Source organism: Rhizobium sp. GR12 (genome assembly GCF_036596185.1).
Lineage (GTDB): Bacteria > Pseudomonadota > Alphaproteobacteria > Rhizobiales > Rhizobiaceae > Agrobacterium > Agrobacterium nepotum.
Genome location: NZ_JASXTH010000005.1, coordinates 259,227 through 272,000, shown reverse-complemented (window position 1 = coordinate 272,000; position 12,774 = coordinate 259,227). Strand labels below are relative to the sequence as shown.

Genomic DNA, 12,774 nt, shown 5'->3' with positions numbered 1-12,774 from the left:
ACCATGTTGCGGGCGTTTTGCTTTATTGGCGGACGTTACGTTTCCGTCATGCCAAACGTCAGACGGAACGCGTCAGGCCACCATCGACGCGGATGTTCTGGCCGGTGATGTAACCGGCGCCTTCCGAGGCCAGAAACGCGACAGTTGCGGCAATCTCCTCGCTCGTTCCGTAACGCTGCATCGGCACACCCTGGCGGCGTTCTTCCGTGGCGGGCAGACTGTCGATCCAGCCGGGCAGGACATTGTTCATGCGCACATTGTCGGCCGCATAGGTATCGGAAAAAATCTTGGTGTAGGAGGCAAGGCCGGCGCGGAACACGGCCGATGTCGGGAACATGCTGCTCGGCTCGAAAGCCCAGGCGGTCGAGATGTTGACGATCGCGCCCGCCTTCTGCTTCACCATGAACGGAGCCACGATCCGCGTCGGGCGGATGACGTTCATCAGGTAGACATCGAGACCCGTGTGCCATTGCTCGTCGGTGATATCGAGGATGGAGGCGCGTGGGCCATGGCCTGCACTGTTCACGAGAACGTCGATACGGCCGAACTTTTCGAGCGTCAGCTCCACCAGTCGATTGAGATCGTCATTGGACTGGTTGGAGCCGGTGACGCCGATGCCGCCCAGTTCTTTCGCCAGCGCTTCCCCCTTGCCCGAGGACGACAGGATCGCGAGCTTGTAACCATCAGCACCTAGACGTTTTGCCACGGCTGCTCCCATGCCGCTGCCGCCCGCCGTTACAATCGCCACTTTTTCTGCCGACATCGTTCTTTCTCCATTTTTCAATCGGGCGGACGCCGCGTGGCGACCATTCTCCATCCTTAACCCGCTCTATCTATAGCGGGTTTCGGAAGCGAGTTCGAACCAGAAAGCCTTGAGCGGGGATGAAGAAAAACTGATGCTGAAGGTGTCAGCGAATGACGCCCGCATCCCCGGAATGGACCTGCCTGCTGTCCGGCGGGGCCTCCTCCCTCTCCCGCAACCCGTAATCACGCATGACATAGGCGATACGCAGCCGGTAATTACAAAAGACGCCGGACCGTCCCAGCGCCTGTGCCGCGCGATGCGGCGCTGTGTTGCGCCACGCCTTTACCGCCTCCTCATCCCTGAAAAACGACAAAGAGAGCATCTTGTCCGGATGGGTGATGCTCTGAAACCGTTCGACGGACAGGAACCCGTCGATGGTTTCCAGTTCGGAGCGCAGGCTGGCGGCGATATCGAGATAATGCTGTTTCTCGCCTTCCGCTGGCCAGACCTCGAAGATGACGGCGATCATCGTGCGCCTCCGCCATGGGGAGCGGACGCCAGGCGCAGGAAAAGCCTGTCCTCACGGCGAATGAATTGCTCACGCTTCGCAAATTCGTAGTTCTCGCGCCCCGCCGGGTCGGCGGCAAGCCGTGCCCTGTAGGCCTCGTAGGCGGCGAGGCTCTCGATATTGTAGACGCCATAGGCAATCGTGCTCGATCCTTCCTTCGGCGCGTAATAACCGATCAGATCGGCCCCACAGCGCGGTATCGCATCGCCCCAGTTGCGGGCATATCGATCGAAGGCATCGACCTTGAAGGGGTCTATCTCGTAGCGGATGAAGCAGGTCAGCATCATTGGTCTCCTCGTGTTCTGCCTCTCCTGTCTATGCCATTGCCTCACGTCAATGCTTCGGCTATCATCGAACTATGAAAGACGGACCCTTGATCGCCAATGTCGCCGCCCTGATCGGCGACCCCGCCCGCGCCAACATATTGACGGCGCTGATGGACGGGCGTGCTCTGACGGCAAGCGAACTTGCGGAAGCGGCCGGCGTGACCTTGCAGACCACCAGCGGGCATCTGGCGAAACTCTCCGAGGCGCAGTTGCTGAAGGCGGAGAAACAGGGGCGGCATCGTTATTTCCGCCTTTCCGACGAGGATGTGGCGCAGGTACTGGAAGCGCTGATGGGGCTTGCCCAGCGCACAGGCGCAGTGCGGGTACGCACGGGACCAAAGGACAAGGCGCTTCGCGAGGCGCGCATCTGTTACGATCATCTGGCCGGAGAAAGCGGCGTGGCGCTGCTTTCCACCATCACCACAAACGGGCTCGTGACCATCGGCGACGACCCTACGCTGACAGACAGCGGCCGCGATTTCTTCTCAAGCTTCGGCATCGACCTTTCGCCGCTGGAAAAGGCAAGGCGCCCGGTGTGCCTGCATTGCCTGGACTGGAGCGAACGCCGCCACCACCTCGGCGGCGGGCTTGGCGCATCGCTTCTTAAAGCCATGCAGCAGCGTGACTGGCTGCGGCACGGAAACGGCCGTGTGCTGACCTTCACCACAAAGGGTGAAAAGGCCTTTGCCAGCACCTTCGGCTGCACACCCGCCTGATCCCGAATAGGGGCAGACGAATCGGTCGCTTATTTCAGCCAGCCGGCGATGCGTCCCACCGCTTCGGCAATATCCGATACCGAACCCGCATAGGAAATGCGCAACGCCCTGTGGCCTTCCTCGGGGTCGAAATCCATGCCGGGTGTCGTCGCCACGTCGATTTCCGCCAGCATGCGCTTGGCGAAATCCATGCTGTCGTTGGAAAACCGGCTGGTGTCGACATAGGCGTAAAATGCACCATCCATCGGAGACGCAAGCGGCAGGCCGATTTCCGGCAGGCGCGCCATCAGGAAGTCGCGGTTGGTGCGATAGCTTTCCCTGTAGACGTCCAGTTCCTCCGCCGCCGAAAAGGCTGCGGTTGCGGCAAGCTGGGAGAGTTCCGGCGGTGAGATATAGAGGCTCTGGGCCAGACACTCGACCGGACGGACAAGATTTTCCGGCAGGACCATCCAGCCGATGCGCCAGCCGGTCATGCAATAATATTTCGAGAAGGAATTGATGACGACGGCATTGTCGGTGATTTCGAGCGCGCTCGTCTCCTCACCGACAAAGGTGAGGCCATGGTAGATCTCGTCGGAAATGAAGGAGATATCCCGGCTTTCGCAATAATTTGCGAGCCGTTTCAGCGCCTCACGGCCGGTGACTGTTCCGGTTGGGTTGGCCGGGCTTGCCAGAAGCACGCCCTTCAACTTGCAGCCCGCTCTGGTTTCCGCCCGCTCCAGACTGGCCGGCGTCAGCGTATAGCCGGTTTCAGCCGTTACCGGCACTTCCACGACATTGAGGCCGAGCGCCTTCAGAATATTGCGATAGGCGGGATAGCCGGGCCTTGCGATCGCGACATAGTCACCGGCATCGAAAAGGCTGAGGAAGGCGAGATTGAAGGCGGCGGAAGAACCGGTGGTCACGGCGATGCGCGCCGGATCGACGGCGATCTGGTGGCGCAGCCGGTAATGGCCGGCGATCGCTTCCCGCAGTTCGCGCAGGCCAAGCGCGTCGGTGTAGCCGATCCGCCCGTGCTTCAGCGCCTCCTGCGCTGCCACCAGCGAGGCTTTCGGCGCGGGGTGGGAAGGTTGGCCGACCGCCATAGAAATGACGGGGCGCCCCGCCTGCCGTCGCCGGTTCGCCTCCGCCAGAATATCCATGGCATGGAAGGGTTCGACTGCGCTCCGCTTCGACATCGTTATCAAGGGCATGCTCTTTCCTGAACCGTATTTCAGAGACTTGCCGCAGAATCACACTCTTCACAATCGTGCGACCACAATGCGGACAACTATTTTTGCGGTATGGCATTTGGCTTAAAGTAAGGTAATTGCATCATAACATTCATGAGGCATTGGCCGCACAGTATGAGGACCGATATGGCGCATCTTCTCCGTTCAACCCTTCTCGCCAGCGTGACGGCCCTTTCGACGGTTTTCGCCTGCTTGCCCGCCCATGCGCTGGATGAGCAGCAAAAGAAGGAAATGGGCGAGTTCATCAAGCAATATCTGATCGAGAACCCCGAGATCATGCTTGAGGTTCAGGACGCGCTGGAACGCAAGCAATATGCGACCCGCAACGCCAAGGCCGCTGAAGCGGTCGCCGACAACGAGAAGACGATCTTCGAATCGAAATACGATCTGGCGCTCGGCAATCCCGATGGCGACGTCACGCTGGTCGAATTCTTCGACTACAATTGCGGTTATTGCAAACGCGCCATGGGCGACATGGACAATATTCTGAAGTCGGACAAAAAGGTGCGCGTCGTCCTCAAGGAATTCCCGATCCTCGGGCCGGAATCGGTCGCGGCACATCGGGTTTCCAATGCCGTCAAGCTGCTTGCGCCGGCCAAATATCCCGAATTCCAGCGCACTTTGCTCGGCGGCCGCGGACGGGCGAATGAGGACAGCGCCATGGAAGTCGCGACCTCGCTTGGCCTCAAGGAAGCCGACATCCGCAAATCGATGGCGGAAAACCCCAACGATGCGCAGGTGCAGGAAACCTACAAGCTCGCCAACAGCCTCGGCATCACCGGAACGCCGTCCTATATCGTCGGCAACGAGGCCGTTTTCGGCGCGGTCGGGGCAGACCCGCTGAAGGAAAAAATCGCCAATATGCGCAGCTGCGGAAAAGCCACCTGCTCCTGATTCCGCAAAAAGCCCTGCATTCCCTGTGGATGCCGGGCCTCCCGGCTCTTTACGGCTTCCGGGGGCTTTTCCTTGAAGGCTGCGCAGTCTATAGGTGTCGCTGATTTTCTTATGGAAACGCGAATGAGCAACATCATCATCGTCATCAATGGCCCCAATCTCAACATGCTGGGAAAAAGGGAACCGGGTATCTATGGTGGCAAGACGCTGAAGGACATCGAGAATGATTGTCTTGCGGCCGGAACCGATCTCGGTTTCGCAGTGGAATTCCGCCAGTCCAACCACGAAGGCGTGCTCGTGGACTGGCTGCATGAGGCGGGCGAGAGGGCGGCAGGCGTCGTCATCAATCCCGGCGCCTACAGCCACACCTCGATCGCGCTGCACGATGCCATTCGTGCGATTTCCACGCCGGTCGTGGAAGTGCACATTTCCAACATCCACGCGCGGGAAGAATTCCGTCACAAATCGATGGTATCACCCGCTGCGAAGGGCATGGTCTGCGGTTTCGGACCATACGGCTATATCATGGCGCTTCACGCGCTGAAAAACATCACGGCATAAAAAGAAACAAAGAATAGGGTTTGTCATGTCTGAAAAGAAACAGGGTATCGACAAGGAACTGATCCGCGAGCTCGCGAATATCCTCAACGATACCGACCTTTCGGAAATCGAAGTGGAGCAGGAAGACATGCGCATCCGCGTTTCCCGCGCCGCTCCGCCCGCCCCGGTTTACGCGGCGCCCACACACTATGCAGCGCCCGCTCCCGCCCCTGCGGCGGCTCCGGCAGCAGTCGCCACGCCGGCGGCGGCGCCCGCAGCGCCTACCCGCAACCCGGCCAACACCGTATCTTCGCCGATGGTCGGCACGGTCTACCTGTCGCCTGCCCCGGGCGCACGCCCGTTCATCGAAGTGGGCGCGATCGTCAAGGAAGGCCAGACCATCCTCATCGTCGAAGCCATGAAGACCATGAACCAGATCCCCGCTCCGAAGTCCGGCAAGGTCGTGGAAATCGTCGTCAACGACTCACAGCCCGTGGAGTATGGTGAAGCTCTCGTGGTCATCGAATAAAGGCGGTTCAGCATGGTTTCGAAGATCCTCATAGCCAACCGCGGCGAGATCGCGCTGCGCGTCCTGCGTGCCGCCAAGGAGCTTGGCATTCCGACGGTGGCCGTGCATTCCACGGCAGACGCGGACGCCATGCATGTGCGCCTTGCCGACGAAAGTGTGTGCATCGGCCCGCCGCCCTCGCGTGACAGCTACCTCAACATCCACCAGATCGTGGCGGCCTGCGAAATCACCGGTGCGGACGCCGTTCACCCCGGTTACGGCTTCCTGTCGGAAAACGCCAAGTTCGCCGATATTCTCGACGCGCACGGCATCACCTTCATCGGGCCGACCGCAGAACATATCCGCCTCATGGGCGACAAGATCACCGCCAAGCAGACGGCGCAGCAACTCGGCATTCCCGTCGTTCCCGGCTCCGACGGCGAAGTGAAGCCTGAAAACGCGCTCGAAATCGCCCGGACGATCGGCTTCCCGGTCCTCATCAAGGCGACGGCGGGCGGCGGTGGTCGCGGCATGAAGGTGGCGAAGACCGAGGCAGATCTCGACGAGGCCGTTTCGACTGCCCGCTCCGAAGCGGCAGCAGCCTTCGGCAACGACGCCGTCTACATGGAAAAATACCTCGGCAAGCCGCGCCATATCGAAGTGCAGGTTTTCGGCGATGGCGAAGGCAAAGCCATTCACCTCGGCGAACGCGATTGCTCGTTGCAGCGCCGTCACCAGAAGGTGCTTGAAGAAGCCAATTCGCCGGCGCTGACCGTCGAACAGCGTATGAAGATCGGCGAGATTTGCGCCGACGCCATGCGTAAGCTCAAATATCGCGGCGCCGGCACCATCGAGTTCCTTTATGAAAACGGCGAGTTCTATTTCATCGAAATGAACACCCGTCTTCAGGTGGAACATCCGGTTACGGAAGCGATCACCGGCATGGATCTCGTGCAGGAACAGATCAGGGTCGCCTCTGGCCAGGGTCTGTCGGTCACGCAGGCGGATATCGAATTCCGTGGCCATGCCATCGAATGCCGAATCAATGCCGAGGACCCGCGCACCTTCGTTCCGTCCCCCGGCACGCTGACCTATTTCCACACGCCGGGCGGCCTTGGCGTACGCGTCGATTCGGGCGCCTATCAGGGCTACAAGATCCCGCCCTATTACGACAGCATGATCGGCAAGCTGATCGTTCACGGTCGTGATCGTGACGAATGCATCCGCCGTCTACGCCGGGCGCTGGACGAGTTCGTCGTCGACGGCATCAAGACCACGCTGCCGCTGTTCCAGGACCTTCTTCAGAACGAAGATATCCTCAACGGTAACTACGACATTCACTGGCTGGAAAAATATCTGGCCGGTGATGCGTCTCACTAAGACGATATGGTTGGGCGGCGCAGCAAAAATAACGGCATAACCGTCGATATGTTGCTGCGCGCCTATTCCGCCGGCCTGTTTCCCATGGCCGATTCGGCGGATGACCCGGAGCTATTCTGGGTCGAGCCGGAGATACGCGGCATCATTCCCCTCGCCTCTTTCCACGTTTCCAAAAGCCTGGCCAAGGTGATGCGCAGGAAGCCGTTCGAAATACGCTTCAACACCGCCTTCGAAGCGGTGATGGCGGGATGCGCTGCCGAAGCGCCGGACCGGCCGAGCACCTGGATCAACGCCACCATTCGCAAGCTCTACACCGAATTGCACCAGATCGGCCACGCGCACAGCGTCGAGGCCTGGGACGGTAAAGAACTTGTCGGCGGGCTATATGGCGTGTCACTCGGGGCCGCCTTCTTCGGCGAAAGCATGTTTTCCCGCCGCACCAATGCGTCGAAGATCTGCCTCGTGCATCTGGTGGAACGGCTGAGAGCCAGCGGCTTCGTGCTGCTCGACACACAATTCACCACCGAGCACCTGAAGACGTTCGGCGCAATCGACGTGCCGAAGCAGGAATATGCGAAAATGCTCGATCTGGCCGTCAACCGGCCAAGCCTGCACTTCTGAAAATCTTGACGTTAAGTCAGTTGCTTGCCGTAGAGGGAGCCGGAACTTCGGAGTCCTGCTTGCAGCCCGTCAGCCAGACGTCGTAGATCGGGTGTTCGACGGCATTGAGGCCGGGGCTGTCGGCAAACATCCAGCCGGTGAAAATCCGCTTGATCTTACGGTCGAGCGTGATTTCATCGACCTCAATGAAAGCGTCGATCTTCTGGGTTTCCGTTTGGTCACGGGAATAACAGACCTTCGGTGTCACCTGAAGCGCACCGAACTGCACCGTCTCGTCGATATAGACATCGAAGGAGGTGATGCGGCCGGTGATCTTGTCTATGCCGGAAAACACCGCCACGCGGTTTTCAAGACGAGCGGCGGAGACGGGCGAAATGAGGATGACAGCAGAGACCGCCGCAAACAGCGACACCGTCAGTGCACGCAAAGAACGATCCCGCGTGAATTTCCTCATACGATATGTCTCCAAATATTTGCCTGTGTCGAAATGCCGACCGGATCAACGCCTAAGGGCCGAATGTGGCAAAAACCGGTGAGGCCCGGATTTTGCACAACTCCGCGCATCACGATAGCTCAGTTGCCGGGGGTCCAGGCGTCGTAGTCGCCAGTCACGCGCGGACGCTCGCCGGCCACAGCCAGCGATCCCGGCGGGCGATAGGCCTGGGACGTACCCGTGAGGTTGGCCTGATGCGGCTTCTGCCACTCGCGCGCAACGTAGGTTTCCTGGCTCGGCGGCACGTCGGTGCGGTAATGCATCCAGCCATGCCAGCCGGGCGGAATGGCCGAGGCTTCGGCATAACCGTTGTAGATCACCCAGCGGCGCGGCATGCCCCAGGAGGTGGTGCCGCCTTCGTAATAGGTGTTGCCCAACTCGTCCTGTCCGACCTTCTTGCCGAAACGCCAGGTATGAAACCGCGTTCCGATCGTCTGGCCGTTCCACCATGTGAAGATTTGCGTCAGGAGAGTCTTCATTATGCGTTCCTCAGGCTTGAATGCGCCGCAGCGATTTTAAATCGCACGGCACAGGACAAGCTTATGCCGCCCCTCACGGCGATTGTCCAGCATTTCCCGATATATCCGCGCTATTTCAGCTTCATCCTGAAGCCGAAATGCCGCTTCTCGAAACCCAGCCGCTCGTAAAAACGATGGGCATCCAGCCGAGCCATGTTCGACGTGAGCTGTACCGCGTTCAGCCCCCTGCGCCGCGCGTCCGCAAGGCAATAATTGATCATCACCGCGCCGATGCCGCGACCGCGCATGTCGGAGCGTGTCTGCACCGCCTCGATCACCATGGATTTGGCCCCGCGCCCGATGAGCTTGGTCAGGATGGCCGTCTGGAACGTGCCGACCACCTCGCCATCCAGTTCCGCCACACAAAGGGTTTCGCTGGGTGAGGCCTCGATTTCCCGGAAGGCCGCGAGATAGTCCGCCTGCGCCGATTCGTCGACCGTATCGCCGTGGCCTCCGACCTCGTCGGCGGCATAAATGGCGGCGAGTGCCGGAACATCCGCTTCGGTTGCCGTCCGGATTGTCAGTTTTTCCAATGTCGCATTCATCGTTTCAGGCTCTTTTCCATAACGATGCCTGGCAAACCCTCGATGCCCGCCATGCGCTCGATTCGGTCTACTTCGGCAAAACCGACGCCTTCATAAAAGGCGATTGCGACAGTATTTTTGGGCTCGACCTCAAGACGCATGATTTCCGCATCCGGGAAACAGGTTTCGAGTTCGGCAAAGAGATCACGGCCGACGCCCTGGCGCTGGAATTCCGGCCCGACATAAAGCTGGTGCAGCAGGGCCGTCTTGCTCATCTTGGTGGACATGGAAGCATAGGCCATGCCGCCAATCTGCCGGCCATTATCGGCAACCAGAAATTCGCCGCCCTTTTTCTCGATGCGGTCCTTCATGGCCTGCGGCGAATGCCATACGGCAATCAGCTCCTTCACCTTGTCCGCGCCGTAGATCGCATCATAGGTCGCGTGCCATGTCGCGGCGAGCAGCGCCCGGACCGGCTCGATATCGCGCTGGCTTGCCGTGCGGATGAAAAACATGATTTGGCTCCGTCTTGAAACAGAAATGCCGGGCGTGATCCCGGCAGATACTCAACAGTCAGCGCAGCTCCGCCTCAACGCCTGTGGATGGCCGGGTCAAGCCCGACCATGACGCCAGAGAGGAAAACAACCCCGCCGCTTACTCTTCCTCGATACCGAGCTTGGCCTTTACCAGCGCCTGAACGGCCTGCGGGTTGGCCTTGCCGCCCGTCGCCTTCATGACCTGGCCAACGAACCAGCCGGCAAGCGTCGGCTTCGCCTTGACCTTCTCGACCTGATCGGGATTGGCGGCGATGATTTCGTCCACGGCCTTTTCGATGGCGCCGGTATCCGTCACCTGTTTCATGCCGCGCGTCTCGACGATTTCCGCCGGATTACCGCCCTCGTTCCAGACGATCTCGAACAGGTCCTTGGCGATCTTGCCCGAAATGGTCTCGGCCTTGATGAGATCGATGATACCGCCGAGCTGTTCCGGCGAAACCGGCGTCGTCTCGATATCCTTGCCTGATTTGTTGAGTGCGCCGAGCAGGTCGTTGATGACCCAGTTGGCAGCGGCCTTCGCATCGCGGCCAGCGGCGACAGCCTCGTAATAGTCGGCGATCGCCTTTTCCGAAACGAGGATCGAGGCGTCATAGACCGACAGTCCGAGATCGGCCACGAAACGGGCTTTCTTGTCGTCGGGAAGCTCCGGCAGATCGACCTTCAACGCCTCAACGAAGGCATCGTCGAATTCGAGCGGCAAAAGGTCCGGATCGGGGAAATAACGGTAGTCATGCGCATCTTCCTTCGAGCGCATGGAGCGCGTCTCGCCCTTGCCCGGATCGAACAGGCGGGTCTCCTGATCGATGGAACCGCCGTCTTCCAGAATGGCGACCTGGCGGCGCGCCTCATATTCGATGGCCTGGCCGACGAAGCGGATGGAGTTGACGTTCTTGATTTCGCAACGCGTACCGAAACCTTCGCCCGGGCGGCGCACGGAGACGTTGACGTCGGCGCGCATGGAGCCTTCGTCCATATTGCCGTCGCAGGTGCCGAGATAACGCACGATGGAACGCAGCTTGGTGAGATAGGCCTTCGCCTCGTCTGACGAGCGCATGTCGGGCTTGGAGACGATTTCCATCAGCGCCACGCCCGAACGGTTCAGGTCGACGAAGGACATGGTCGGGTGCTGGTCATGCATGGACTTGCCGGCATCCTGCTCCAGATGCAGGCGCTCGATGCCGATCTCGATATCTTCGAAATTGCCCTGACGGTCTGGCCCCAGCGAAATGGTGATGATGCCCTCACCGACGATCGGGTCCTTGAACTGCGAAATCTGGTAGCCCTGCGGCAAATCCGGATAGAAGTAGTTCTTGCGGTCGAAGATCGAACGGTTGTTGATCTTCGCCTTCAGGCCGAGACCGGTGCGTACCGCCTGTTTGACGCATTCCTCGTTGATAACGGGAAGCATGCCGGGCATGGCGGCGTCCACCAGCGACACGTTGGAGTTCGGCGCATTGCCGAAGGTGGTCGAAGCGCCGGAAAACAGCTTGGAATTGGAGAGAACCTGCGCATGCACCTCCAGGCCGATCACGATTTCCCAATCGCCGGTGGCGCCGGGAATGAAGCGTTTCGGGTCGGGGGTGCGCACGTCTACAAGGGTCATCTGAAGCTCACGATATACGGGTTCTTTGGCTCTGGTGGGTAGAACAAATGCAGCGCGGGCGCAAGACATCTTGCGCCCCGTCACGCGATGCGCCGGATTTTCGGCGACGCTGCATACGTATTTTTTACGCTTCCCGGTTTCAATTCACGTCATGATGACGATCGCCCTCTGTTTCATGACCTATATCGCCTTCAATCTGTTCGTCTTTCTTGTCTATTGGTGGGACAAGGAGGCGGCAAGGAACGGCGGGTGGCGCATTCGGGAGAGCACGTTGTTGTCGCTCGCCTTTGTGGGCGGCAGCATGGGCGCGATCTCGGCGCAACGGCTTCTGCGGCACAAAACCCGCAAGGAACCCTTCCGCAGCATCCTGATATCCATCGTGATATTGCAGGCGGGCCTGGTCGCGTCCCTCGCCATCATGCCGGACTGGCCGATGCGGCTGGCAAGCGGCCTGAGGGCCCTTACTCAGAACTCCGTGCCGTAAAGACTGCTCTCGACCTCGACGAGCTGCTTTTGCAGGCCGACAGATTGCACGTCGCGGTCGAGCTTTGGCGCATAGGAGACGGAGAGCCAGCGGACGCTGTAACCGTGATGGCGGAAAAAGGCGACCGCCGGTTCGTTCTGCGCATGGGTTTCAAGCCGGATGGTTTCGAAACCCCGCTGCAATATCTGCTGCTCCACATCGGTGAGCAGGAGACTGCCGATACCCCGGCGCTGAAAATCCGGATCGATCCAGAAATCGGAAATCGCCTCGTTGAAATGTTCCCGCGCCGCCCATCCGGCAACCGCGCCGCCAAATTCCGCCACGCGGATGGCAAGCCAGGACGAGCGGGTGAAATTTGAAAAAGCGCTGGCGGCATTGTCGTAAAGCGGTGTGGTGATGCCGAGCGCCATCGTCGCCTGCCGCCATGCCCTGAGGCCGATGGCCGCCAGAACCTTCGCTTCCTGCTCATGCGCATTGCGAATGACAATCAAGCCGTGCCCTCCATGGCCAACCGAAGTAAAGCACCGGCGGCGTGATTCGGCCAGAGCGGTCTCCGAACCGCATCCCTTCCCGCCCGGTCTGGGGATACCCACCGGACTTGACCGCGCCGGTCTCGCCCGCTAACCAAAAAGAGTATGCAAGGAGTTTTTATGTTCGCTCAATCGGAGTCCCGGTAACGGCCCTGCCCGCAAATTTCTTGCGCGCCGGGCCCAAATGAAACCGAGCCGGATGCCTTAACGGCGCCCGGGTTTGTTTTCACGCGTCTAAAAGACGCCGACCGGATTTCCGAAAATGGACATTTCTCGCGCCGAACAGCGCATTCTTCACCTGCTCGCCCAGGGCGGCAGCATCGAACTCGTTCGAGACGACGACCGCAAAATCGAAAAAATCGCCCTCTATACGCGCGACGGCTGGATCTTCAGCGGTCTCGATCTCCTGACCTTCCGCAAACTGAAACGGAAAAGGGCCATCGCCTCCTCGGGGGGTAAGCCTTACCGCATCACCACGCGCGGGCTGGAACTCGTGCGGGGCGAACTGGACAATCGATGAAAAACAAACGGGCGG

18 protein-coding genes are annotated in these 12,774 nt (G+C 59.9%); 8 read left to right on the top strand and 10 right to left on the bottom strand.

What is annotated here, in order from left to right:
• Nucleotides 1-58: 58 nt before the first annotated feature.
• From QSK43_RS11105 to QSK43_RS11095, 3 genes are all read right to left on the bottom strand, one after another.
• The gene (locus tag QSK43_RS11105; RefSeq protein WP_332303486.1) at nt 59-763 is read right to left on the bottom strand and encodes an SDR family oxidoreductase; all 705 of its coding nucleotides are present in this window, start codon (nt 761-763) and stop codon (nt 59-61) included.
• A gap of 145 nt (nt 764-908) precedes the next feature.
• Entirely contained in the window at nt 909-1,274 is a 366-nt protein-coding gene (locus QSK43_RS11100; protein ID WP_332303485.1) for an antibiotic biosynthesis monooxygenase family protein, read from the bottom strand.
• Nucleotides 1,271-1,597 carry an NIPSNAP family protein gene (locus QSK43_RS11095; protein WP_045018817.1) on the bottom strand — a complete coding sequence of 109 codons (327 nt, stop codon included), beginning with the start codon at nt 1,595-1,597 and terminating at the stop codon, nt 1,271-1,273. The genes QSK43_RS11100 and QSK43_RS11095 overlap by 4 nt, the downstream gene beginning before the upstream one ends.
• Before the next feature lie 74 nt (nt 1,598-1,671).
• Between QSK43_RS11095 and QSK43_RS11090 the strand changes: the two genes are divergently transcribed.
• Nucleotides 1,672-2,355, top strand: coding sequence for an ArsR/SmtB family transcription factor (locus tag QSK43_RS11090; protein ID WP_332303484.1), 684 nt, complete (start codon nt 1,672-1,674; stop codon nt 2,353-2,355).
• 29 nt (nt 2,356-2,384) lie between these two features.
• Here the strand turns inward: QSK43_RS11090 and QSK43_RS11085 are convergent, their stop codons facing one another.
• On the bottom strand, nt 2,385-3,542 hold the full coding sequence (locus tag QSK43_RS11085) for a pyridoxal phosphate-dependent aminotransferase (RefSeq protein ID WP_332303569.1): 1,158 nt from the start codon (nt 3,540-3,542) through the stop codon (nt 2,385-2,387).
• 171 nt (nt 3,543-3,713) lie between these two features.
• Between QSK43_RS11085 and QSK43_RS11080 the strand changes: the two genes are divergently transcribed.
• The 5 genes from QSK43_RS11080 to aat all read left to right on the top strand — a co-directional run bounded on the left by QSK43_RS11080 (nt 3,714) and on the right by aat (nt 7,530).
• Nucleotides 3,714-4,481, top strand: a complete 768-nt coding sequence (locus tag QSK43_RS11080; protein WP_045018604.1) for a DsbA family protein — start codon at nt 3,714-3,716, stop codon at nt 4,479-4,481.
• Between the two features lie 123 nt (nt 4,482-4,604).
• Nucleotides 4,605-5,042, top strand: coding sequence for a type II 3-dehydroquinate dehydratase (gene aroQ / locus QSK43_RS11075; protein WP_045018606.1), 438 nt, complete (start codon nt 4,605-4,607; stop codon nt 5,040-5,042).
• A 25-nt stretch (nt 5,043-5,067) separates the two neighbouring features.
• Nucleotides 5,068-5,550, top strand: a complete 483-nt coding sequence (gene accB, locus QSK43_RS11070; RefSeq protein WP_045018608.1) for an acetyl-CoA carboxylase biotin carboxyl carrier protein — start codon at nt 5,068-5,070, stop codon at nt 5,548-5,550.
• 12 nt (nt 5,551-5,562) lie between these two features.
• Complete coding sequence (accC, locus tag QSK43_RS11065; RefSeq protein WP_045018610.1) at nt 5,563-6,909, top strand: acetyl-CoA carboxylase biotin carboxylase subunit; 1,347 nt, start codon at nt 5,563-5,565, stop codon at nt 6,907-6,909.
• 6 nt (nt 6,910-6,915) lie between these two features.
• On the top strand, nt 6,916-7,530 hold the full coding sequence (aat, locus tag QSK43_RS11060; protein WP_045018612.1) for a leucyl/phenylalanyl-tRNA--protein transferase: 615 nt from the start codon (nt 6,916-6,918) through the stop codon (nt 7,528-7,530).
• A 16-nt stretch (nt 7,531-7,546) separates the two neighbouring features.
• Here the strand turns inward: aat and QSK43_RS11055 are convergent, their stop codons facing one another.
• From QSK43_RS11055 to gatB, 5 genes are all read right to left on the bottom strand, one after another.
• Complete coding sequence (locus QSK43_RS11055) at nt 7,547-7,984, bottom strand: DUF2155 domain-containing protein (RefSeq protein ID WP_045018614.1); 438 nt, start codon at nt 7,982-7,984, stop codon at nt 7,547-7,549.
• Between the two features lie 119 nt (nt 7,985-8,103).
• Nucleotides 8,104-8,502, bottom strand: coding sequence for an NADH:ubiquinone oxidoreductase subunit NDUFA12 (locus QSK43_RS11050; protein ID WP_045018616.1), 399 nt, complete (start codon nt 8,500-8,502; stop codon nt 8,104-8,106).
• A gap of 110 nt (nt 8,503-8,612) precedes the next feature.
• Nucleotides 8,613-9,086 (bottom strand): GNAT family N-acetyltransferase, encoded by a 474-nt coding sequence (locus QSK43_RS11045; RefSeq protein WP_332303483.1) that lies wholly within the window; start codon nt 9,084-9,086, stop codon nt 8,613-8,615.
• A complete protein-coding gene (locus QSK43_RS11040) occupies nt 9,083-9,580 on the bottom strand; it encodes a GNAT family N-acetyltransferase (protein ID WP_332303482.1) in 498 nt (165 codons plus the stop codon). The genes QSK43_RS11045 and QSK43_RS11040 overlap by 4 nt, the downstream gene beginning before the upstream one ends.
• Nucleotides 9,581-9,719: 139 nt before the next feature.
• Nucleotides 9,720-11,225, bottom strand: a complete 1,506-nt coding sequence (gene gatB / locus QSK43_RS11035; RefSeq protein ID WP_332303481.1) for an Asp-tRNA(Asn)/Glu-tRNA(Gln) amidotransferase subunit GatB — start codon at nt 11,223-11,225, stop codon at nt 9,720-9,722.
• Nucleotides 11,226-11,376: 151 nt separating this feature from the next.
• Here gatB and QSK43_RS11030 point away from each other — a divergent pair, with 151 nt between their 5' ends.
• Nucleotides 11,377-11,709 carry a DUF1294 domain-containing protein gene (locus tag QSK43_RS11030; RefSeq protein WP_045018823.1) on the top strand — a complete coding sequence of 111 codons (333 nt, stop codon included), beginning with the start codon at nt 11,377-11,379 and terminating at the stop codon, nt 11,707-11,709.
• Here QSK43_RS11030 and QSK43_RS11025 read toward each other — a convergent pair.
• The gene (locus QSK43_RS11025; RefSeq protein WP_045018622.1) at nt 11,691-12,200 is read right to left on the bottom strand and encodes a GNAT family N-acetyltransferase; all 510 of its coding nucleotides are present in this window, start codon (nt 12,198-12,200) and stop codon (nt 11,691-11,693) included. The two genes, QSK43_RS11030 and QSK43_RS11025, sit on opposite strands and share 19 nt — an antisense overlap.
• A gap of 301 nt (nt 12,201-12,501) precedes the next feature.
• Between QSK43_RS11025 and QSK43_RS11020 the strand changes: the two genes are divergently transcribed.
• Nucleotides 12,502-12,759, top strand: a complete 258-nt coding sequence (locus QSK43_RS11020; protein WP_332303480.1) for a YjhX family toxin — start codon at nt 12,502-12,504, stop codon at nt 12,757-12,759.
• The last annotated feature ends 15 nt before the right edge of the window (nt 12,760-12,774 follow it).